This is a genomic window from Frondihabitans sp. PhB188 (genome assembly GCF_003752365.1).
Classification (GTDB): Bacteria; Actinomycetota; Actinomycetes; order Actinomycetales; family Microbacteriaceae; genus Frondihabitans.
This window is the reverse complement of sequence record NZ_RJUO01000002.1, coordinates 610,826-632,035: the sequence shown is the minus strand read 5'-3', so window position 1 is coordinate 632,035 and position 21,210 is coordinate 610,826. Positions and strand designations below refer to the sequence as shown.

The 21,210-nt window shown below is 70.2% G+C and carries 18 protein-coding genes; 10 read left to right on the top strand and 8 right to left on the bottom strand.

Annotated elements, in window-relative coordinates:
- Positions 1-65 precede the first annotated feature (65 nt).
- Positions 66-2,231 (top strand): ATP-dependent Clp protease ATP-binding subunit, encoded by a 2,166-nt coding sequence (locus EDF46_RS07835; RefSeq protein ID WP_123505703.1) that lies wholly within the window; start codon positions 66-68, stop codon positions 2,229-2,231.
- 150 nt (positions 2,232-2,381) lie between these two features.
- Here the strand turns inward: EDF46_RS07835 and EDF46_RS07830 are convergent, their stop codons facing one another.
- From EDF46_RS07830 to EDF46_RS07805, 6 genes are all read right to left on the bottom strand, one after another.
- A complete protein-coding gene (locus EDF46_RS07830; protein ID WP_123505702.1) occupies positions 2,382-3,200 on the bottom strand; it encodes a hypothetical protein in 819 nt (272 codons plus the stop codon).
- A 132-nt stretch (positions 3,201-3,332) separates the two neighbouring features.
- Positions 3,333-3,926, bottom strand: coding sequence for a nitroreductase family protein (locus EDF46_RS07825; protein WP_123505701.1), 594 nt, complete (start codon positions 3,924-3,926; stop codon positions 3,333-3,335).
- A gap of 168 nt (positions 3,927-4,094) precedes the next feature.
- Positions 4,095-4,511 (bottom strand): hypothetical protein, encoded by a 417-nt coding sequence (locus EDF46_RS07820; RefSeq protein WP_123505700.1) that lies wholly within the window; start codon positions 4,509-4,511, stop codon positions 4,095-4,097.
- Complete coding sequence (locus tag EDF46_RS07815) at positions 4,508-5,599, bottom strand: low specificity L-threonine aldolase (protein ID WP_123505699.1); 1,092 nt, start codon at positions 5,597-5,599, stop codon at positions 4,508-4,510. The genes EDF46_RS07820 and EDF46_RS07815 overlap by 4 nt, the downstream gene beginning before the upstream one ends.
- The gene (locus EDF46_RS07810) at positions 5,596-7,791 is read right to left on the bottom strand and encodes a transglycosylase domain-containing protein (RefSeq protein ID WP_123505698.1); all 2,196 of its coding nucleotides are present in this window, start codon (positions 7,789-7,791) and stop codon (positions 5,596-5,598) included. Before EDF46_RS07810 ends, EDF46_RS07815 begins: the two co-directional genes overlap by 4 nt.
- Before the next feature lie 64 nt (positions 7,792-7,855).
- Entirely contained in the window at positions 7,856-8,686 is an 831-nt protein-coding gene (locus tag EDF46_RS07805; protein ID WP_123505697.1) for an alpha/beta fold hydrolase, read from the bottom strand.
- A 55-nt stretch (positions 8,687-8,741) separates the two neighbouring features.
- Between EDF46_RS07805 and EDF46_RS07800 the strand changes: the two genes are divergently transcribed.
- Positions 8,742-9,668, top strand: a complete 927-nt coding sequence (locus tag EDF46_RS07800; RefSeq protein WP_123505696.1) for an AEC family transporter — start codon at positions 8,742-8,744, stop codon at positions 9,666-9,668.
- Positions 9,669-9,711: 43 nt separating this feature from the next.
- Here the strand turns inward: EDF46_RS07800 and EDF46_RS07795 are convergent, their stop codons facing one another.
- Positions 9,712-10,551: an exodeoxyribonuclease III gene (locus tag EDF46_RS07795; RefSeq protein ID WP_123505695.1), complete on the bottom strand. Its 840-nt coding sequence runs from the start codon at positions 10,549-10,551 to the stop codon at positions 9,712-9,714.
- A 110-nt stretch (positions 10,552-10,661) separates the two neighbouring features.
- Here EDF46_RS07795 and pyrE point away from each other — a divergent pair, with 110 nt between their 5' ends.
- Both pyrE and EDF46_RS07780 read left to right on the top strand, forming a co-directional pair.
- Positions 10,662-11,213: an orotate phosphoribosyltransferase gene (gene pyrE / locus EDF46_RS07790; RefSeq protein ID WP_199738230.1), complete on the top strand. Its 552-nt coding sequence runs from the start codon at positions 10,662-10,664 to the stop codon at positions 11,211-11,213.
- A 602-nt stretch (positions 11,214-11,815) separates the two neighbouring features.
- Entirely contained in the window at positions 11,816-14,164 is a 2,349-nt protein-coding gene (locus EDF46_RS07780; protein WP_158614188.1) for a septum formation family protein, read from the top strand.
- 113 nt (positions 14,165-14,277) lie between these two features.
- On the opposite strand, the gene EDF46_RS07775 is transcribed toward EDF46_RS07780, so the two are convergent.
- The gene (locus tag EDF46_RS07775; RefSeq protein WP_123505691.1) at positions 14,278-15,114 is read right to left on the bottom strand and encodes an HAD-IIA family hydrolase; all 837 of its coding nucleotides are present in this window, start codon (positions 15,112-15,114) and stop codon (positions 14,278-14,280) included.
- Positions 15,115-15,156: 42 nt separating this feature from the next.
- Between EDF46_RS07775 and EDF46_RS07770 the strand changes: the two genes are divergently transcribed.
- The 6 genes from EDF46_RS07770 (at position 15,157) to EDF46_RS07745 (ending at position 21,145) form a co-directional block, all read left to right on the top strand.
- Positions 15,157-15,843, top strand: a complete 687-nt coding sequence (locus tag EDF46_RS07770) for an RNA methyltransferase (RefSeq protein WP_123505690.1) — start codon at positions 15,157-15,159, stop codon at positions 15,841-15,843.
- A gap of 25 nt (positions 15,844-15,868) precedes the next feature.
- Positions 15,869-16,279 (top strand): DUF3151 domain-containing protein, encoded by a 411-nt coding sequence (locus tag EDF46_RS07765; RefSeq protein WP_123505689.1) that lies wholly within the window; start codon positions 15,869-15,871, stop codon positions 16,277-16,279.
- 111 nt (positions 16,280-16,390) lie between these two features.
- The gene (locus tag EDF46_RS07760; protein ID WP_158614187.1) at positions 16,391-17,497 is read left to right on the top strand and encodes a glycosyltransferase; all 1,107 of its coding nucleotides are present in this window, start codon (positions 16,391-16,393) and stop codon (positions 17,495-17,497) included.
- Positions 17,494-18,705, top strand: a complete 1,212-nt coding sequence (locus tag EDF46_RS07755; protein ID WP_123505687.1) for a hypothetical protein — start codon at positions 17,494-17,496, stop codon at positions 18,703-18,705. The genes EDF46_RS07760 and EDF46_RS07755 overlap by 4 nt, the downstream gene beginning before the upstream one ends.
- Complete coding sequence (locus EDF46_RS07750) at positions 18,702-20,018, top strand: O-antigen ligase (RefSeq protein WP_123505686.1); 1,317 nt, start codon at positions 18,702-18,704, stop codon at positions 20,016-20,018. Before EDF46_RS07755 ends, EDF46_RS07750 begins: the two co-directional genes overlap by 4 nt.
- Complete coding sequence (locus EDF46_RS07745; protein ID WP_123505685.1) at positions 20,015-21,145, top strand: glycosyltransferase; 1,131 nt, start codon at positions 20,015-20,017, stop codon at positions 21,143-21,145. The genes EDF46_RS07750 and EDF46_RS07745 overlap by 4 nt, the downstream gene beginning before the upstream one ends.
- Positions 21,146-21,210 lie beyond the last annotated feature (65 nt).

Below are 21,210 nucleotides of genomic sequence, written 5' to 3'. Positions count from 1 at the left end.
GAGTCGCGGCTAAACTTGAGTCAGTTCAACTCAAGTTTGCGAAGAATCACGAAAGGCACCATCGAATGGCGAACATGCAGGGCGCACCCGCCTCCGACGAGAAGCAGAAAAGCGCCCTCCAGCAGTACGGCGTCGATCTCACCGCGATCGCGGCGAGCGGCAAGCTCGATCCCGTGATCGGCCGAGACTCCGAGATCCGTCGCGTCAGCCAGGTCCTCACCCGCCGCACCAAGAACAACCCCGTGCTGATCGGCGAACCCGGGGTCGGCAAGACGGCCGTCGTCGAGGGCCTCGCTCAGCGGATCGTCGCGGGCGACGTCGCCGATTCGCTCAAGGGCAAGCGCCTGATATCGCTCGATATCGCGGCGCTGGTCGCCGGGGCGATGTACCGCGGCCAGTTCGAGGAGCGCCTGAAGAGCGTCCTGAAGGAGATCACGGAGTCCGACGGGCAGGTCATCACGTTCATCGACGAGCTGCACACGCTCATGGGTGCCGGTGGCGGCGAGGGCAGCGTCGCCGCGGCGAACATGCTGAAGCCGATGCTCGCCCGAGGCGAGCTCCGCCTCATCGGCGCGACCACGCTCGACGAGTACCGCCAGTTCATCGAGAAAGACGCAGCCCTCGAGCGCCGCTTCCAGCAGGTCTACGTGGGCGAGCCCACAGTGGAAGACACCGTCGCGATCCTCCGCGGCCTCAAGGAGCGCTATGAGGCGCACCACGGCATCACGATCGCCGACAGTGCTCTCGTCGCCGCCGCCTCCCTCAGCAATCGCTACATCACGAACCGCCAGCTCCCCGACAAGGCGATCGACCTGGTCGACGAGGCGGGCAGCCGCCTCAAGATGGAGATCGACTCGTCGCCCGTCGAGCTCGACCAGCTCTACCGCGGAATGGTGCGGCTCCAGGTCGAGGAGCTCGCGCTCCAGAAGGAGAAGGATGCCGCATCGCAGGCCCGCCTCGAATCGCTCCGCGACGAGCTCACCCTTCGCCAGCAGCAGTACGCCGACCTCAATCGGCGTTGGCTAGCAGAGAAGGCCGCGCTCCAGGGCGTCGGCGAGCTCAAGGGCCAGCTGAACCAGGCCCGCATCGACCTCGACAAGGCCATGCGCGAAGGCCGCTACCAGGACGCCTCCAAGATCAACTACGAGACGATCCCCGAGATCGAGAAGGCCCTGGCCGACGCCGAGAGCCTCGAGGCCGGCGGTGACCGGATGGTCAACGACCAGGTCACCGATGCCGACATCGCCGAGGTCGTCGCGTCGTGGACGGGCATCCCGGTTGGCCGCCTCATGGCCGGTGAGACGGAGAAGCTCCTCCACCTCGAGACGGAGCTCGGCCAGCGAATCATCGGGCAGCGCGAGGCGGTCCAGGCCGTCAGCGAGGCGGTGCGGCGCACCCGCGCGGGGATCTCCGACCCGGATCGTCCGACGGGGTCGTTCCTGTTCCTCGGGCCGACCGGCGTCGGAAAGACCGAGCTCGCCAAGGCCCTCGCCTCGTTCCTGTTCGATGATGACAAGGCCATGGTCCGCATTGACATGTCGGAGTACGGCGAGAAGCACATGGTGTCTCGGCTCGTCGGAGCCCCTCCCGGGTACGTCGGCTACGAGTCGGGCGGTCAGCTCACCGAGGCCGTGCGCCGGCGCCCGTACAGCGTGGTGCTCATGGATGAGGTCGAAAAGGCCCACCCGGAGGTGTTCGACGTGCTGCTCCAGGTGCTCGACGACGGTCGCCTGACCGACGGGCAGGGCCGGACTGTCGACTTCCGCAACACGATCCTCATCTTGACGTCGAACCTCGGGAGCCAGTTCCTGACCGATCCGTCGCTGTCTGACGAGCAGAAGCGCGACGCCGTCGACGAGATGGTGCGCCAGGCGTTCAAGCCCGAGTTCATCAACCGCCTCGACGACATCGTGCTCTTCCAGTCGCTGACGAAAGACGACCTCGGTCAGATCGTCTCGCTCTACGTCGACCGGCTGGCCAAGCGCCTCACGGACCGCCGCCTCGAACTCGCCGTCACGCCGAACGCGCGGACCTGGCTCGGCGACCGCGGCTACGAGCCGGTCTACGGCGCCCGGCCTCTGCGCCGCCTCATGCAGCGGCAGATCGACGACAACCTGGCGCGCGCTCTGCTCGACGGGTCGATCGCCGATGGCGACACGGTGCTCGTCGATGTGGCCCCCGACGGTGAGTCGCTCGCCGTGTCGAAGTCCACCCTCGACGACTCCGAGTAGGTAACAGCAGCCGGCCCCCGGGATGGCCCTCGCTGTCGGTGTGACATCGTGCCGCCGACGGCGAGGGCCATCTCGGGCACCCGGGCCGCGCTTCGCGGTCAGGGGCGGCAGAGCCGGGAGGGCGCAGGAACTCGCCCACCCGGCCCGCGCTCACTCCTTGCCGGGCGTCCAGGGGCCGTGCGTCACCGAGTCGCTCCGGCCCCGCGAGTCGGTCTGCTCGATCGCGAGGCGGTACGTGTGCGTGGCCGACCACGTCCGGGTCGACGTCCAGGTGCCGTCTTCGCCGGCCTTCACGGTGTCGTAGCGGTCGCTGGACTGGGTGGAGCGGATGACGACGGACGCTCCGGGCGTCGCGGTGCCCCGGATGGTGGCCCGGACGGAGGTGTCGTCGCGGTCGTCGGTCGTGATGCCGGCGAGGGCGAGTTCCTGCCACGCGTCGAACGGCACGGTCGTGGAGCCCGTCGGCGAGGAGCTGGTCCAGCCGCTGACGGGCGTGAAGGTCACCGAGAGGGGGCTCGTGTCGGGCACGTACGCGCCGGCGTTCACGGTGAGCTTGATGCCGCCGTTGCTCGCACCGGCGTTCGGGAGGTCTGCGCCGGTGCGGAGCGACGTGCGGGTGACGACCGTCGCGCCGTCGGCGGCGGGCTTGGCGGCGAAGGAGATGGTCCAGCCGTCGCGGGTGGTCGTCGCCGGCAGTGTCGCGCTGAGGCCCTTGGGCAGAGTCGCGGCCCAGACGAGCTTCTGCCCCTTCTTCACGGTCAGGCCCTTGGCACCGGTCGCGGGCTTGATCGTGAAGGCGAGCGTTCCCGTGGTGTTCGGCAGGAAGTCGTCGCCGGCGGCGGGGGTGACGGACACCGCGTGGACGCCGATGTTCGTCGTCGCCTTCGGTGCTGCGTTCGCTACGGCGGGCGGCGTCGCCAACGCCGCGACGAGGCCGGCAGTGACGGTAGCGGCCAGTACTCTCTTCATCGAAAACCTCTCATCTGCATTTATGGACAGAATGTTGCGTCCGGTGTAATTAATACAGATGGCCGAGGTTCGCGCAAATCAACGACGGAACGCCGCCCCCCAAGAGGGAGACGGCGTTCTGCTAGACGGGACCTAGTCGCGGGCGACGACGAGCTCGTCGAGGGCGAGGCGGGTGCGGGGGAGCGTCTCGCGCTCGGCCAGCTTCTCGGGGAGCTTGCCGGCCTCGTCGACGACGCCGAACGCGGTGACGGTGACGGGCAGGAAGCGCTCGGTCAGATCGAACGCCGTGCGGATGCCGTCGGCCTCGATGCCGGCCATCTGGTGGGCGTGCAGGCCCTCGGCGTGGGCCTGCACGGTCATCGCCGACACGGCGAGGCCCAGGTCGTACTGCGCCCAGCGGCGCTCTTCGCCCTCGTCGGTGGCGGTCTCGGCGACGGCGACGACGAGCGCTGCCGCATTGCCGGCCCACAGAGTGTTGAAGCCCATGAGGTTGGCGAGGATCGTGTCGAAGGTCTTCGTGCCGCGGCGGCCGGCGATGAAGCGGCGCGGCTGCATGTTCGAGGCGGATGGTGCCCAGCGGGCGGCCTCGAGGAGGGCGGTCAGCTGAGCGTCGGTGATCTCGGCGGCGGCATCGAACGAGCGGGGGCTCCAGCGCTCGTCGAGGAGCTCGACCAGCGGCACCTCGGTCTCGGACGAACGGACGGTGGATGAATTCGTGATGGTCATAGCTGTCTCCTCGACGCCGACGGTGGAACGGGGTGTGGTTCTCCTCGCCGTCGAGGAGTGCTGCTTCGTGCAACAGGCTACGCCCGGTGAATATGCCGACGCATCGACTTTCTCGTGGTGGCCGGGTCTCGGTCCGTCAGGGTCTCGGTCCGTCAGGCTCTTGGTCCGTCAGGGTGTCAGGCTGCCGAGCACGGCCGAGTCGAGCATGTCTTCTGTCACCGAGTACAGGGCGACGATCAGGATCGCGGCGACGATCGGCAGCCAGAACGTCGGCACGCGGCGCAGCACGAACAGCGCCGAGAACACCGTCGCGAAGACGGCGAGGATGATCGGCACGGCGATCGTCAGGGTGTTCGCCAGAGCCGTGCCGTCGACCGAGTACTGCGGCTCGGCCGCTCGTGCCGCCCCGGTGATCTCGTAGACGACGGCGATGAAGTAGAGGATCGCCGTGAACACGACCGTCGCGACGAGGTCGCCCTTGCGCGGGTGGTGCCGGCCCGGGTACCGGCCCGCCAGGCGGGTGGTGGCCACGGCTCCATCGGGGAGCCGCTCGTCGAGCGGGCGGTCGGGGGTGGGGATGCTCACGGGGCCGACTCGATCTCACGGCGGATCGACTCGGCGAGGGCGTCGACGTGTGCCTCGGTGGTGTCGAAGGAGCACATGAGCCGGACCTCGCCGGTCGACCGGTTCCAGTCGTAGAAGCGGTGCTCGGCGCGGACGGGCTCGATGACGTGCCTCGGCAGGATCGCGAAGACGGCGTTCGCCTCGACCGGCTGCGTCACCTCGACGCCGGGGAGCTCCACGAGCGCGTCGCGAAGCCTCTGCGCCATCGCGTTGGAGTGCTGCGCTGACCGCAGCCAGAGGTCGCCCTCGAGCACAGCGACGAACTGAGCCGAGACGAAGCGCATCTTCGAGGCCAGCTGGGCGTCCATCTTGCGGATGTAGGTGACGCCGGGGAGCTCGTCGTCGGTGAGGACGACGACCGACTCGCCGAAGATCAGGCCGTTCTTGGTGCCGCCGAACGACACGGCGTCGACGCCCGCGTCGCGCGTGAACTGCTGCAGCGTCGCGCCGGTCGTCGCTGCCGCGTTCGCGATTCGAGCGCCGTCGAGGTGGACCTTCATTCCGAGCGAGTGAGCGTGCTGCGTGATGGCGCGGATCTCGGAGACGCTGTAGGCCGTGCCCATCTCGGTCGTCTGCGTGATCGAGACGGCGAGGGGCTGCGGGCGCTGCTGATCGCCCCAGCCGTAGGCCTGCCGGTCGATGAGATCGGGTGTGAGCTTGCCGTCGGTCGTCGGCACCGTCAGCAGCTTGATGCCGCCGAGCCGCTCGGGCGCTCCGCCCTCATCGGTGTAGATGTGCGCAGTGGCTGCGCAGATGACCGCACCCCAGCGGGGCACGAGGGCCTGGAGGGCGACGACGTTCGCACCGGTGCCGGTGAGGACGGGGTGCACGGTCGAACCTTCACCGAAGTGCTGCACGACGAGCTCCGAGAAGCGTGCCGTGTAGGGATCGGCCCCGTACGACCCGACGTGCCCGCCGTTGGCATCGGCCAAGGCCTGGATCACCTCGGCGTGGGCGCCGGAGTAGTTGTCAGAGGCGAAGGAGTGGAGGGCGGGATCGTGCAGCTGGCTCACCCCTCCAGTCTCCCTCACTTTGCCGACACGGCTCATTCCTCCGCCGAGTCGGACCTCCCGGTGTCGTCGGCGGGCGGCGCGTCGTCGTCGGCGTCGTCAGCGCGGGGCGGCGCTGGCGGCGGAGCGATGTACTCGGGTGCGGGAGCGGCGAACGCGTCGCCACCGTAGACAGCGTTGATGCGCGCCTGGACGTTCCGCCAGATGGTGAGCCGCTGCTGGTTCATCGCGCCGTACCCGCCGTAGATCCGGTACTGGTTCTGGTGGCCCGAGATGTTGCCGACCCAGGAGGCGGTGACGACCTTGCTCGAGCCGCCGACGAGCCAGGTCTGCTCGGCGTGGTCCGTCGTGCCGGTCTTGCCCAGGATCGGCACGCCGTCGCGCGGGTTGGCCGACGTCGCGGTGCCGCCCGTGAAGACCCCCTGCATCGCCGACGCGACCTTGGCCGCGACGCCGGCGTCCATGACCCGCTCGCAGTGCGACCGGTGCCCGGCCAGCTTCTTCCCGTCGCCGTCGACGATCGAGTCGATGTAGATCGGCTCGCAGTAGACGCCGCCGTTGGCGATACCCGCGAACGCGGCGGCCATCGTGACCGGTGCGACCGTGTTGCCCGAGCCGATCACCGACGACGGGTACGCGACGAGATCGGCTCCGTCGGCGGCGTGGACGCCGAGCGATGCGGCGACGTCGCGGATGTCGCAGAGGTCGAGCTTCTGCGCCATCGCGGCGAAGGCGGTGTTGATCGAGCGGGCCGTCGCCTGGCGGGCGGTGACCGTGCCGGGGTTGCCGAAGTCGTCGTTCTTCGGGTCGAAGGTCGTGAAGTCGGCCGCGCCGCAGATGCGCATCGGGCTGAAGTCGCGCGGGGTGGCGTTCACGGTCTCGCCGAGCAGGTGGCCCTTGTTCAGCCAGTCGATGAGCGTGAAGGGCTTGTACGTCGACCCGGGCTGGAACCCGGTCGAGCTGCCCCACTTCTGATCGACCGCGTAGTTGACGGCGGTCGTGGTCGGGCCGCCGCCGTCGCGGGTGTCGTCGAAGTCCTTGTTCTGGGTCATCACGATCACGCGGCCCGAATCAGCCTCGACCGAGACGACGACACCGCCCAGGTCGTACCGCACCTCGTCTTTGGGAGCGTAGGTGTCGACCTGCTGCTTGGCTGTCGCCGTGAGGTCGAGGTCGAGGGTGGTGTGGATCTCGTAGCCCCCGAGCCGCCAGTTGTGCTCGCGCTCGGTGGTCGTCTCGCCGAGGGCGGGCATCGTCTTGACCATGCGCCGGATCAGGTCGCACCACTGCCGGGCGCCGATCTCGCCGACCGCGAGGCAGCCCTGCGTCGCCGAGGTGAGATGCACTGACGACCGGACCGTCTTGGCCTTCGCCTTCCCGAGGGTGGCGGCCGAGATCTTTCCGTGCTCATGCATCGCCTCCAGGATCACGTCGCGCCGCGCCTTGTTGGCCTTGTAGTGCGAGGCGCTCGACAGGTTGCGCCTCTCGGGGTTCTGCACCGTCGCGACGAGGCTCGCCGCCTCGGACGGCGCCAGCGCCTTGGCGTTCTTGCCGAAGTAGCGCTGGCTGGCGGCCTCGACGCCGTAGGTGTTGTCGCCGAAGTACGCGATGTTGAGGTACGCGAGCAGGATCTCGTCTTTGGTGTAGCGCTTCTCGAGGCCGATCGCGAACTTCATCTCGGCGATCTTGCGCGAGGTGCTGAGCTCGGTGGCCTTCTTGTAGGCGGCTTTGCGCTCGGCCGGGTCGTCGAGCGCCTCCGCCTGGGCGACGAGGATGTTGCGGACGAGCTGCATGGTCAGCGTGGACCCTCCGCCAGCCGCGCCGAGCTCTCGCGACAGCGCGCTGCCGGCGGCGGCCCGGGCGAGAGACGTCAGGTCGACGGCGCCGTGCTCGTAGAAGCCGTGGTCCTCGCCGGCGACGGCCGCGTCTTTCACCGTCTGGGCCACGTCGTCCCAGCCGACCGTGACCCGGTTCTCGCTGTACAGCGTCGCGAACGGCACCTGCTCGCCGCCGCGCTCGGCATAGAGCACGTTGCGCTGCTGGAGCTTCTGGATCTCGATGAACTCGGGGATGCTGTCGAACGTCGTCGCGGCGGCACCTGCGGCTCGGCCGGCGACCACCACTCCGGGCGCGACGCCGACCGACACTAGCAGTCCGGCGACGGCGCTGAGCGCGATGAAGCCGGCCAGGGCGGTGAGGGCTGAACGGAGGCGGTGAGGCTCGTGGGGCATGGGTCACATGGTATGTCACACCTCTGACAACGGAATCCCCCGCCCGGTGGACCCTGCTAGCCCGTCAGAGGGAGTTCTCGCTCAGCCATTCCGTCAGGACGCGCTCGAACTCCTGCGGCCGCTCGACGCTCGGCAGGTGCGCCGAGTCCGGAAAGCGTGCACCCGACGAGTTCGGCACCGTCGACAGCAGGTACTCCGCCGCCGCGAGCTCGCCCGACAGGTCGTGCTCGCCGACCACGACCAGCGTCGGCACCTCGATGTCGACAGTCCGGTAGTACGCCGGCGACTCCAGCGGCACGGGCGTGGCCTGGTCGGCGAAGCGCTTCAGGTTGTCGGCGTTGAGCTCGGAGGCCAGGCGCAGGAACTCGGGATCCAGCTCGAGCACGTCCCTCGTGGGCCCCGCCGCCCACAGCTCCGCCTCCCGCCGGTTCAGCTTCTCGTTCTCGCCGCGTGCAAGCAGGTCGTCCAGCTCGTCGAACAGCTCGTTCTCGCGCTCGGTCAGGTCGACCTCGGGGAAGCCCGACGGGTTCGAGCCGATCGTCACGAGCCCGGTGACGCGGTCGGGGTGCTCGAGGGCGGCGTCGATGGCGATGCGCCCGCCCCGGGAGGCGCCCACGAGCACCGCGCGGTCGATTCCTGCTGCGTCCATCACCGCGACGAGGTCGTCGACATCCGAGAAGCGCACGTCGGCGGTGGTGGTCTCGCCGAAGCCGCGGGTGTCGTAGCGGAGCACGCGGCGGGTGCTCGCGAGCGGCACGGCGAGAGGCTCCCACATGCGGAGGCTCGCCACTCCGGCGTGGATGAGGACGACTGCGCGGAGTTCCTGCGCCCCTGCGTTCTCGGGCTCGTGCAGCTCGTAGTGGAAGGTCGCGCCGTTGAACTCCGTCTCAGCCATGGTCACAACCTACGGCACGACCGGCCGGAGCTCGCCGCTCAGGCAGACTAGACGGATGGGCGGAGTGCTGATCGGGTTCGGGATCATCGGCACCGTCATCGCGATCGGCTACGTCGTCGGCCGCATCGACCTGCTCGGCCCGCAGGGGCACCGCGTGCTGAGCCAGCTCGTCTTCTTCGTGCTCACGCCGTGCCTGCTGTTCGTGAACATCTCGAAGGCCGACGTGAACGTGCTGTTCTCGCCGGTGCTCGTCGTCTCGACCATCTCGGCGCTGTTCGCCGGCGCCATCTCGATCGTCGTGCTGCGCCTGGTGTGGAGGCGATCCGTGCCCGAGACCGCGATGGGGACGATGGCGGGCGCCTACGTCAACGCGAACAACATCGGCCTGCCGGTCGCCGTCTACGTGCTCGGCAGCGCGACCTACGTCGCGCCGGTGCTGCTCTTCCAGCTGCTGGTTCTGACGCCGATCGTGCTGACCATCATGGACATCACGACGGCCACCGGGCCCCGCGGAAGCCTGCTGAAGACGGTCACCACCCCCTTTCGCAACCCGCTGCTGATCGCATCGCTGCTCGGCGTGCTGTGCTCGGTCTTCGAGGTCAGGATCCCGGACGACGTGCTCGAGCCCTTCGCGCTCATCGGGGCCGCGGCGGTGCCGGTCGTGCTGATTTCGTTCGGCATGTCGCTGCACGGCCAGAAGCCGCTGCAGGCCGGCTCGGCGCGGGGCGAGATCGTGCTCGAGAGCGCACTCAAGATTGTCGTGATGCCGCTCGTGGCGTGGATCCTGGGCGCGTTCGTCTTCGACTTCTCGCACGAGCAGCTGTTCGTGACGGTCGTGCTGGCAGGGCTGCCCAGCGCGCAGAACGCGTTCAACTACGCGCAGCGCTACGGGGTCGGGGTCGCCGTGGCCCGCGACACGGTGCTGATCACGACGATCGCGGCTGTCCCCGCCCTCGTGCTGGTCGCCGCGCTGCTGAAGTAGGAGCGGGCTGGAAGGCCGCGCCTGTCTAGAAGGCAGCGCCTGTCTAGAAGATCATCGGCCGGTCGTCGTCGTCGCCCGAGTCGACCTCGAGGTCGACGACCACCGGCACGTGGTCGCTCGGAGCGTCGCCCTTGCGCTCGTTGCGGTCGATGCGCGCGCTCGTGACCAGGTCGGCGAACGCCTTCGAGCCCAGGATGAAGTCGATGCGCATGCCCTCGTTGCGCGGGAAGCGCAGCTGCTTGTAATCCCAGTAGGTGTAGCCCTCGGGGAGGCGCGGGCGCACGACGTCGCTGAGCAGGCCCGGCTCGGTGAACGCGTCGAACGCGGCCCGCTCGGGCGGGCTGGTGTGGGTGTGACCCTCGAAGACCGCAGGGTCCCAGACGTCGCTGTCGAGGGGCGCGACGTTCCAGTCGCCCATGAGCGCGAGGGGCTGGTCGGGGTTCGCCTTCAGCCAGGCCTTCGTCTCGACCTGGAGCCTGGCGAGCCAGTCGAGCTTGTACGTGTAGTGCGGGTCGTCGAGCTCGCGGCCGTTCGGCACGTAGAGGCTCCAGAGGCGCACGCCGTCGACAGTGACGCCGATCGCGCGCGCCTCCTTCGGAGCATCCTGCGACTCGACTCCCTTGGCGAAGCCGGGCTGTGTCGGAAACGTGATCTCGACGTCGTCCATCGGCAGCCGGCTGGCGAAGCCGACGCCGTTCCACTGGCTCAGCCCGTGCATCTGCACCTCGTAGCCCGCCGCCTCGAACACGTCGAACGGAAACTGCTCGGGCTTGCACTTGAGCTCCTGCATGCCGAGCACGTCGACGTCTTCGCGGACCAGCCAGTCGACGACGCGGCCCGCGCGAGCACGGATGGAGTTGACGTTCCAGGTGGCGACACGCATGCCACCACGGTACCGGGCGCAGGAACTCGGGGTGGCCGGTTCGACCGCGCCCCGCGCGCCTGTGGAGAACTCCGGGAGGGCGCATCGCGCGCCCGGGTAACATGGTCGCCGTGACCGATGCACGCCAGAAGCTCATCTCCTACATCAGTGACCTTGCCGTCTTCCACGGCGACTTCACGCTGACCAGCGGCAAGAAGGCGACGTACTACGTCGATCTGCGCAAGGTCAGCCTCGACCACCGGGTCGCGCCGCTGATCGGCCAGGTCATGGTCGACCTCATCGAAGACGTCCCCGACGTCTTCGCGGTGGGCGGGCTGACGATGGGCGCCGACCCGATCGCCGCCGCAGTGCTGCACCAGGGTGCCGCCCTCGGCAAGGACTACGACGCGTTCGTCGTGCGCAAGGAGCCCAAAGACCACGGCCGTGGCCGTCAGGTCGAGGGCCCGGAGCTGACCGGCAAGCGCGTCATCGTGCTCGAGGACACCTCCACTACCGGCGGCTCGCCGCTCAAGGCCATCGAGGCTCTGAAGAAGGTCGGTGCCGAGGTCGTGGGCGTCGCCGTCGTGGTTGACCGTTCGACAGGCGCCCGAGAGGTCATCGAGAAGGCCGGCTACCCCTACTTCGCCGCCATCAGCCTGGAAGACCTCGGGCTGCAGCCGTGAGCGACGAGCGCAGTCCCGACGAGCAGCCCCCGCGTTCCACGCCGGGGCCCGACGGCGAGTCTGCGCGTGAAGTGCCGGGGCAGGGGTCTCCTGCACCTGATTCTCCCGTTCCCGGGTCTCCGACGTCGGGGCGCCGGGCCCTGCCGGTGGCGCCCGACTCAGTGCCGTCGGGTTCTTCGGCGTCGAGTTCTCCGGCGTCGGGGCAGTCGGCGTCGGGACAGGCGCCCTCCGTCTCGTCACCGTCGGCATCACCCGAGTCGGGTGACCCCGAGACCTACCAGACCATCCAGATCCTGCCCCGGCGGCTTCCCAGTGCCGAGTCGTTCTTCGGCGAGCCACGGCCGCCGCGCCATTCGGCCCGCGTCGATTCGTCGACTGAGCCCCTGAGCCCGGGGACGGCTCCGGACGCCGCGGCGGATTCACGTGCGGCTTCGGCGGGCTCGCCTGCTGTTCCGTCCGGTTCGCCCTCGGCACCGGCGGGTTCCTCGCCGGTGCCCTCGCCGGTCGAGCCCGGGGCATCACCGAGTGCGACGGCGCCCGAGGCATCACCGACTGCGCCGGCGCCCGATGCGGAGCCTCGGCCGGCGCCCGTGACGCCTCTCGTGGCAGAGCCGATGTTCACGGCGGCCGCCGTCTCATCGTCCGAAGCGCCGCGCGAGGCGTCGGAGGATGCGCCGGGACTCGACGCTCCTGCCCCCTCGACCGAGCCTCCCACGTCTCCGCATCCGATGGCCCTCGACCTGTCGACCCTCCGCGGTCAGTCCGGCGACGAGCCCCTCTCCGATGCCGCCAGTCCGTCGAGCCTGACGGCCGAGCAGCCAGCCCTCGACGCTGACGCTCTGCCGCGCCACGACAGTGCAGGCGAGACGCCGACGGCCGCATTCGGGGCTGTCTTCGGGGCGGTGCCTGACGCTTCAGTGGATACTGACGCTTCAATGGATACTGACGCTTCGGTCGATACTGACGCTTCGGTCGAGACCGACGCACCCGGTGCGGTCGCCGCCCCGGCTGGACCCATCGCTCCTGTGGCTGCGGCCTCCGAGCCGAGCGCCGCGCCTGTCGCGCCTGCCGCCTCGTTCACGGAGCTCATCGCCGTTCCGGCCGATGCAGTGCCGCCGACCGCCGAGCCGACCAGCTTCAACTGGGCCGACATCGCGTCGCCGGCCACCGCTTCCATCGACGCGTCAGACGTCCATGGTGTGCCGATGGCGCCCGAGGTGCCCGACGACGTGGTGCCGGTCGATCCGATCGCTCTCGACACCGAGGTCGCCGCCGCCCGGCCGGTGGTCGACCACGACGCCGTGCGCGCCGCCGATGCGATTCCGCTCGAGGTCGACGACACCCCCGCCGGGACGGTCGATCCCACGCCCACGATGGCGTGGAGCATCAACGACGGCGACGACGATGGCCCCCAGGGGGCGCGGGACGAGGCGACGCCTCCATTCAGCGGCGCGCCCGCCGACGCCGCGGCCGAGGCCGCGCCCGCCGTCGTCTGGTCGCTGAGCGACGACGACCCCGCACCCGCGGGTGGCTCGCCGGTGTGGGACCTCTCCGGCACGGACGACGGGTACGCGTCGGGGGAGTCGGACGTTCCTGCGCCCGCCTCTGAGCCGGCCGGCTCCGACGGCGACGAGACGGACGACGTCGACGCGATGGCCGCGCTCTTCGGCGAGCCGGACAGCGCGCCGGGACCCGAGGCGAGCTTTGACGACACGGCGACGCAGGCCTGGATCATGCCATCGGAGGAGTCGGCATCGTCGCAGGATGCCTCACCCGAGTCGTCGGCGCTGGAGGAGGACCAGCCGCTCGTCGCAGCTGCCTCCGGCGCCCAGACTCCGACCGGCCCCCAGACTCCGACCGGCCCCCAGACTCCGACCGGCGCCGAGACTCCGACCGTCGCCTACACGCCGCCGTTCGCGGCTGAGCCCGAGGCGTCTGCCGGGGGTAGCTCCTGGGCGGAGACTCCGACGGTCGCGTACACGCCGCCGGGCTCGACCGACCTGCCATCTGCCGTCTCGGAGCCTGCCGGGTTGGAGAGCGCCGCCTCGGAGCCTGCCCAGTTGGAGCCCACCAAGGCTGAGCCCGCAGAATCCGCGGCGACTATCGCGCTGCCGGCCGTCGCCGATCGTCCCTCCAGCGAGTCCTCGACCGCAGCGTCGGCCGACGCCGCTCCGACCGCGGTCGTCCCCGGACTGACCCCGTCGTACGGCGGGGCCACCGGGCGTGTGGTCACGCCCATCGACCCGAAGAACGTCCCCGCCGCCTGGGCCAGCGCTGCGCCGGGCGGCTACGCGTCTCCTGCGGCGAGCAGCATGGCTCCGCCCATCGACGCCGACCCCGGCAGTCCGGTCCGCGGCGGAAGTCGACGACCGTGGCTGTTCGTCGGGATCATCGTGGCGTTCCTGGTCGTGCTCGCCGTGCTCTTCTTCTTCGGTCGCACGATCGCCACCGGCGGGACATCGGCTCCTGCGCCGGCTCCCGTCGCGTCGACGACGTCGACGCCCTCGGCCACGACGAAGACGAGCCCGAGTCCGTCGTCGAGTCCGGCTCCGACGAAGACCGCGACGGCTGGCCAGGCTGCGCCAGGCACCCACCCGTGGAACGAGCTCACCGGGGGCGAGTGCCTCTCGGCGTTCACCAACGCGTGGCAGACGACGTACGACGTCGTCGACTGCGGGGGGTCGCACGTCGCCCAGCTCGTGTCGACCGGCAAGCTCGACGGAGCCGCCGGCTCGACGTACCCGGGCTCGGACGCGCTGCAGGCTCAGGTCTCGGGCGCGTGCCAGAAGTCGACCGCGATCAACATCAGCGCGGCGCAGGCCTACACCGACCTGCAGATCTCAGACAGCTACCCGTCGACAGCGGCCGAATGGGCCGCGGGCGCGCGCGACTACTACTGCTTCGCCAGCCGTGCTGGCGGTCAGGCGATCGCGAGCGACCTGGCGCCCTAGCGCAGCAAGACCGCCCCCCGGTGAGGAGTCGCTCGTTGTCGCCGCGGCGACCGGCGGCAGCAACGAGCGACCCCTCGGCGGCCGCGGAGTGACGCTGGGCGCTCGTGAGAACGTCAGAGGTTGCCGTCGGCGTCACCGAGGTCGTACGCGACAGGCTCGGTGCGGACCAGCTCGTGCACCCCGGCCAGGATCTCGGTCGGACGGAACGGGTAGCGGTCGATCTCGGCCTGGTCGCTGATCCCGGTCATCACGAGGATGGTGTGAAGGCCCGCCTCGATGCCGGCGATGATGTCGGTGTCCATGCGGTCGCCGATCATGGCCGTGTTCTCGGAGTGGGCGCCGATCCTGTTCATCGCCGATCGGAACATCATCGGGTTCGGCTTGCCGACGACGTAGGGCTCCTTGCCCGTGACCTTCGTGATCATGGCCGCGATGGCGCCGGTCGCAGGCAGGATGCCCTCGGCGCTGGGGCCGGTGGCGTCGGGATTCGTGACGATGAAACGCGCGCCGCCCATGATGAGACGGGCCGCCTTCGTGATCGCCTCGAACGAGTAGTTGCGCGTCTCGCCGACGACGACGTAGTCGGGCGCGGTCTCGGTCATGATGAAGCCGGCCTCGTGGAGGGCCGTGGTCATGCCGGCTTCGCCGATGACGAAGGCCGAGCCGCCCGGCATCTGCGAGCGGCAGAAGTCGGCGGTGGCGAGAGCCGAGGTCCAGATGCGGTCTTCGGGCACTTCGAGGCCGGACGCCCGGAGGCGGGCCGAGAGGTCGCGGGGCGTGAAGATCGAGTTGTTGGTCAGGACGAGGTACGGCGTGCCCGCGTTCTGCCACTGCCGGATCAGGTCGGCGGCGCCGGGCAGCGCCTGGTTCTCGTGGACGAGGACGCCGTCCATGTCGGTGAGCCAGCATTCGATCTCGTCGCGCGTCGCGGAGGCTGTGGCTGAAGGCATAGTCGAAGAGTAGCGGGAGGTGGTTACTGCGAGACTGAGGCCGTGACCGAACAGCCCGAGGCCAGCCCGGAGAGAACGACCAGTCCCGAGAGAACGACCAGCCCGGAGCGGACCACCAGCCCCGAGCAGACGACGCACGGTGTCGGTCCGTGGGCGGGCGAGCGCCCCGACGATCCGCGCTTCGACCCGAAGCTGCTCGACGAGGGCGACACGCGCAACGTCATCGACCGCTACCGGTACTGGTCGATGGAGGCGATCGTCGCTGACATCGACGCCCATCGGCACCCGTTCCACGTGGCGATCGAGAACTGGCAGCACGACCTCAACATCGGCTCGATCGTGCGCAGCGCCAACGCCTTCGCGGCCGACACCGTCCACATCATCGGCCGCCGCCGCTGGAACAAGCGCGGCGCGATGGTGACCGACCGGTATCAGCACGTCGTGAACCACCCGGACGTCGAGACCTTCATCGCCTGGACGAGGGAGCGCGGCATCCCCGTGCTCGCCATCGACAACGTCGACGGCTCTGTGCCGATCGAGACGTACGACCTCCCGGCGGAGTGCGTGCTGCTGTTCGGTCAGGAGGGGCCGGGCCTGTCGCCCGAGGCGATCGCGGCCTCCGACGCCGTGCTCGAGATCGTCCAGTTCGGCTCGACTCGGAGCATCAACGCTTCGGCCGCCGCCGCGGTCGTCATGCACGCCTGGGTACTGCAGCACGTGAAGTTCTGACAGCCGCCGCCGCTAGCGTTGCCTCATGTCCTCCACGAACCTGCTCGGCATTCCCGAGACGCTCCTCCCCGCTGAACCCGACGTGCTCGCCGCGCTCGAGGCCGGCACGCCACTGGTCGAGATCGTGACCGCGCATCCGTCGTCGTCGCTCGCCTGGGCTCTCCTCTCCGACGAGGCGGCAGCGGCCGGCGGGCGTGACCTCGAGGCGTACGCCTATGCGCGCGTCGGCTATCACCGCGGACTCGACTCGCTCCGCAAGGCCGGCTGGCGCGGCCAGGGCCCTGTGCCGTGGGCGCACGAGCCGAATCGCGGTGTCCTCCGGTCGCTGTTCGCACTGCGTCGCGGCGCCACGGCCATCGGCGAGACCGAGGAGGTCACTCGTCTGACGACGTTCCTGAACGACTCCGACCCCGAGGCGCTCGCGCACCTCCAATAGCACCTGAACCACCCTTGCCGGATGTGATATTTTGCATTAGATTTGGTGAAGCGACGCAGGGTCGCCAACCGAACGACCGAGCCCGACCGGTCGAGAATGCGAGATCAACCGGTGAGTTCGCCGCTTCGAGTGCTCCAGTACGGCGTCCACGATCGTGCGTACCCGCGCAATTCACGAATTCGTCGCTACCTGGAGTCCCTGGACGGCGTCGAGGTCCGGGTGGTCGAGCGAGCGAGGTCGGGCGGCCGGGTCCGGCGGGCCCTGGCCGACCTGACTGGCCTGTGGCAAGGCTCGAACGGTGCGGCGATCATCCTCCTGTCCGAGTTCCGGCTCACCCACGCCCCACTTGTCCGTGTCGTCGCGCGCCTCCGCCGGGCGCGCATTATCGTCGACGGATTCGTCGGCCTGCACGAGACGGCAGTCGGCGATTGGGGCTCCGTCCGCCCAGAGTCCCGGCGTGCCCGCCGTCTCGCGGCTGCCGATCGACGGGCCCTTGCGGCGGCCGACCTCTTCCTCATCGACACCGAGGTCCGGGCGTCGCAACGGCGCGGGGTTGTACCGCGCAGGGCTGTGTTCCGCAGGGCTGTGTCCCGCAGGAGCGCGCACATCCGCGTCCTCCCCCTCCCCGTCGGCGCCCCCGCCTGGGCCGTCCACCGCCCGCCGTCGCCGACCTCCCGCCTCCGCATCCTCTACTACGGCAACTACATCCCGCTCCACGGGCTCGACCTGGTCGCGGAGGCCCTCGACGAGCTGCACGGCCGACGCGACTTCGAGGTGACCTTCCTCGGCAGCGGGGCACGACGCGAGGCTTTCGAGGACCGGGTCGCCGCGAGCGCCTGGTCGCCCCGCGCGACGTTCTGCGACCCCGTGCCCGAGGCGGAGCTCGCCGACCGTATCGCCGACGCGACCGTGGTGCTGGGCGTCTTCGGAGACTCCGACAAGGCCCGCTCGGTCGTGGCCAACAAGGTCTGGCAGGGGCTCGCCTGCGGTCGCACTGTCGTCACGCAGGCCGGAGAGGCGCTCGCCGATGTGCCGCCCGCGGTGCGCGAGCTGCTCGTCGAGACCGAGCCGGGCTCGGCCCAGGCGCTCGCGGAGGCTCTCTCCCGAGTCCCGCTCAGCCCGTCGCCCGTCGCACCTCGCGCCAGCGTGCTCGTCGAGGAGCACGTCTGGGCCCGCTTCGCACCCCTCGGCGACTGGGTGAGCGAGGTGCGCCGGTGACCCGCCGCCAGCTCCGCGACATCGCCCTCTACGTGCTCGCGCCCCTCCTGGGCGGCCTGACCCCGCTCGCCGTGATCCCCGCAGTCACCTCCACCGCGGGTGCCGACGGCTGGGCGAGCGTCGCGGTGGCGCTCGCCGTCGGAGTGGCGCTGTCGGTCGTCGCCGAGCTCGGCTGGACCATCGTCGGTCCGCAGCGGGTGGCCCGTGATCGAGCTGGCGCGCTGGGCCTCTACGACGCAGCCTTCGCGTCGAGGCTCGCCGCGGTCGCCGTGCTGGGTCCGGTGGCCTCGGTCGTCACGGCCTCGCTCGTCGACTCCCATCGGCCGGCGGCAGCTCTGCTCGCATTCGCCGTGGTCGCCGCCTCCCTCAACCCGACCTGGTACTTCATCGGCACCGGCCAGCCTGTCCTGATCGTGGTGTGCGAGACGGTGCCGCGCGTGGCGCTGACGCTGTTCGCCGCGTTCGCCATCGCCGACGGCGCACCCCTCGAGGTCTACGGAGGCGCTCTGCTCGCCGGGGTGCTGGCGTGCTGGGCGCTGGCGGTGTGGCTCGGTCGACTGCCCGCAGCCCCGTCACGGCCGGCGTGGGCTGCGGTGCCCCAGACCCTGCGGGAGCAGGGCGTGCTGCTCGCCGGTCGCGGGATCACCACTGTCTACAAGTCGCTGCCCATCGTGCTCGTCGGGCTCGCAGCGCCCTCCGCCGTCGCTGCATACGGCGCCGTCGACCGGCCCCTGCGCATGGGGCTCGTCGTGCTCGCAGCTGTCCCGAACCGCATGCAGGCGTGGGTCGGCCACCCCGAGAGGCACCATCGCGTGCGGCGCGCCCGCCTGTCGATCGGGCTCAACGCCGCGCTCGGACTCGTGGCCGGGCTGGTGTTCGCCGTCGCCATGCCGTGGCTGAGCCCGTGGCTCTTCAGCGGCGTCGTCACCTTCTCGGCCGCCGCCGCGATCTGGGGCGGCGTGCTCGTCGCCGTCATCTCGCTGTCGCGCGGGCTGGGCCTGGCCCTGGTGGCCGACGACCGTGCCGGGACGACCACGTGGGCCTCCGTGGCGGCGGCTGCGGTCGCGGTCGTCGGAGTGCCGGTCGGGGCCGTGTCGGCTGGAGTGGCCGGCGCGCTCGCCGGGCTCGTCGTCGCGGAGACGGCCGGCGTCGTCGTCCAGGCCCTCGCGCTCCGGGCGCGGGTCGACGCGCGGGCGGTGGCGGCATGACGATGCTCCTCGTCGCCGCGCTGGGGCTCGCCGCACTCCTCGCCGGCCTCGCCCTCACGACGATCGTGCCGCGTGACGCCCGGCTCGGCGTCACGCTGGCGCTCGGCGTGGGTCTCCTCTTCGGCGCCACCTCGCGGAACGTCCCGGAGACGATTCGCGACGGCACGCTGGTCGTCGCGACGGTCGCAGTCCTGATCGCCGCGCTGCTGTCGCCTCGACCCCTGCACTCCCGTCGGGCTCCGTTCGGCGTCCTCGCCGCGTTCTTCACCGTCATGGTCGTCACGACCCTGGCCATGAACCCCGAGGCGCAGAATCTCGTGGTCCGGATCAGCGTCGTGTCCATCGCCTTCGCCTTCGCAGCGGGCCGGCTGGAGCGCCGCGGTCTCGCCGTCTTGCTCGACGGGCTGAGCCTGCTCGCGGTGATCGAGGCCGTGCTGGGCGCCATCGAGTTCTTCGTCACCGGCGAGCCGATCCCGTGGGGCCGTCGCGTCGCGGAAGACGGCTCATTCTTCGACGACACCAACAAGCTTCTCGGCGGTTCGTCCCTGCGCGTGCAGGGCACGACAGAGCACCCGATCCCGTATGCCGTGGTGCTGCTCGTCGGCGCTCTCGCCCTCGGCGTCCGGTGGGCGGCGCACGCGTCTCTCCTCCGTGTCGCGGCAGTCGCGCTGATCGGCCTCGGCCTGGTGCTGTCCGGGACGCGGAGCGCCATCGTCGCCCTGGCACTCGGCGGCGCCTACCTGGTGCTGTCGTCTGAGGCGTCGACTCGGGTGCTCCGGGTGACTGTGGTGGCGCTCGGCGGCCTGGTCGGGGCTGCCGTCTTCCTGCCCGTGATCGCCGATGCCGTGTCGACGCTCCTGTCGTCGGGGTCGTACGAGAACCGCGCCGGCGCCCTCGAGTCCGTGCCGCGCCTCCTCGGCCAGGACTTCGCGCACGTCCTTCTGGGCAACGGCGCCGGAAGCGAGCCTGGACTGTATGCGAACGGACTTCTGCCGCAGACGGGGTTCCAGAACGTCGACAACCAGCTCGTGACGAGCCTGGCTACGACCGGCGTCCTCGGCGCGGGCCTCTTGATCGCAGCGTTCCTGACCGGTTTCGCGTCCGCCGCGCGGCCCGGTCGCGTCCTGATCCTCGCGCTGGCTACGATGTTGTTCTCCTTCGACTACCTCGCGTGGAGCTCGATGGCGGCACTGATGGCCGTGGCGATCTGCCTGCCTCGACACGATGGCGAACCCGCTCCGTCCCGGAGCACCACGAAGGCGGCCGGGCTCACCTCGGCCTCGAAGAACCGACTGGAGTCGACCCGCCTATGAGCCGAAACCCCTCGACGACGACCGCCCCGACGCCGACGGCAGCGATAGTCGGCACCCGCGGCTACCCCAGCTACTACGGCGGATTCGAGACTGCCGTGCGCAGCCTCGCCCCCGCTCTCGTCGACGCGGGCTGGGATGTCGTCGTCTACGGCCGCCCCGGCTCCACGCGCGACGACGACCCGGGTCGTGACGACCGGGTCCGCACGGTCGTGACCCGCGGTTCCGAGACGAAGTCTCTCTCGACGCTGACGTACGGCTTCACCTCGGCCGTTCACGCGATGCTCCACAAGCCCGACGCCGCGTTGATCATGAACGTCGCGAACGGCTTCTGGCTGCCGCTCTTCCGGCTGCGCGGAATCCCCACGCTCGTCAACGTCGACGGGATCGAGTGGGAGCGCGCCAAGTGGGGCCGGCTCGCCAAGACCGTCTTCAAGGGCGGCGCCTGGTTCACGGCGAGATTCGCCGACCGCCTCGTCTGCGACGCCGTCGAGATCGCCCGCCGCTGGCGCCAGAGCTACGGCGTCGACGGCGTTTTCATCCCGTACGGCGCCGAAGACCCGGGCGCTCTGTCGATCGAGCCCGGACTGACCGAGCGCCAGTACGTGCTCGTCGTCGCGCGCTTCGTCCCCGAGAACACCGTCGGCGAGTTCTTCGAGGCCGTCGACCTCCTCGCTGCCGACCACGACGTCGTGATCGTCGGATCCAGCGGCTACGGCGGCGAGCTCGACGATAAGGCGGCGGCCCTGGCCGCGAAGCACGAGCGCGTGCAGTGGCTCGGCCACGTCAGCGACGACCGTCGCCTGCTCGCGCTCTGGCAGCACGCCGGCGCCTACTTCCACGGCCACAGTGTCGGCGGCACCAACCCGGCTCTCGTCCAGGCGATGATGTGCGGTGCGCCGACAGTGGCCCGCGACACGGTCTACAACCGCGAAGTGCTGGCCGACTCCGGCGTCTTCGTCCAGCCGACACCGCGGGGCATCCGCGATGCGATCGTCGCGCTGCTCGGCGACCCCGAGCGCCAGCAGGCGTTGAGCGCTGCGGCCCGCGAGAGGGCGCTCGCCGAGTACACTTGGGCCGGAGTCAACGGCCGCTACGAGGCTCAGCTGCGCGACCTGCTGCGCTCGTAGGCGCATTCGGTTGCGGGGCGCAGCTCCTGTCTCTGCAACCGATCTGGCCCGAGGGGACGGCGCCC

Bases quoted from the DNA above. Each gene is read 5' to 3' on its own strand.
- EDF46_RS07835 (WP_123505703.1), top strand. From the start codon at position 66: ATGGCGAACATGCAGGGCGCACCCGCCTCCGACGAGAAGCAGAAAAGC.
- EDF46_RS07830 (WP_123505702.1), bottom strand. From the start codon at position 3,200: ATGAAGAGAGTACTGGCCGCTACCGTCACTGCCGGCCTCGTCGCGGCG.
- EDF46_RS07825 (WP_123505701.1), bottom strand. From the start codon at position 3,926: ATGACCATCACGAATTCATCCACCGTCCGTTCGTCCGAGACCGAGGTG.
- EDF46_RS07815 (WP_123505699.1), bottom strand. From the start codon at position 5,599: ATGAGCCGTGTCGGCAAAGTGAGGGAGACTGGAGGGGTGAGCCAGCTG.
- EDF46_RS07810 (WP_123505698.1), bottom strand. From the start codon at position 7,791: ATGCCCCACGAGCCTCACCGCCTCCGTTCAGCCCTCACCGCCCTGGCC.
- EDF46_RS07805 (WP_123505697.1), bottom strand. From the start codon at position 8,686: ATGGCTGAGACGGAGTTCAACGGCGCGACCTTCCACTACGAGCTGCAC.
- EDF46_RS07800 (WP_123505696.1), top strand. From the start codon at position 8,742: ATGGGCGGAGTGCTGATCGGGTTCGGGATCATCGGCACCGTCATCGCG.
- EDF46_RS07795 (WP_123505695.1), bottom strand. From the start codon at position 10,551: ATGCGTGTCGCCACCTGGAACGTCAACTCCATCCGTGCTCGCGCGGGC.
- EDF46_RS07775 (WP_123505691.1), bottom strand. From the start codon at position 15,114: ATGCCTTCAGCCACAGCCTCCGCGACGCGCGACGAGATCGAATGCTGG.
- EDF46_RS07765 (WP_123505689.1), top strand. From the start codon at position 15,869: ATGTCCTCCACGAACCTGCTCGGCATTCCCGAGACGCTCCTCCCCGCT.
- EDF46_RS07750 (WP_123505686.1), top strand. From the start codon at position 18,702: ATGACGATGCTCCTCGTCGCCGCGCTGGGGCTCGCCGCACTCCTCGCC.
- EDF46_RS07745 (WP_123505685.1), top strand. From the start codon at position 20,015: ATGAGCCGAAACCCCTCGACGACGACCGCCCCGACGCCGACGGCAGCG.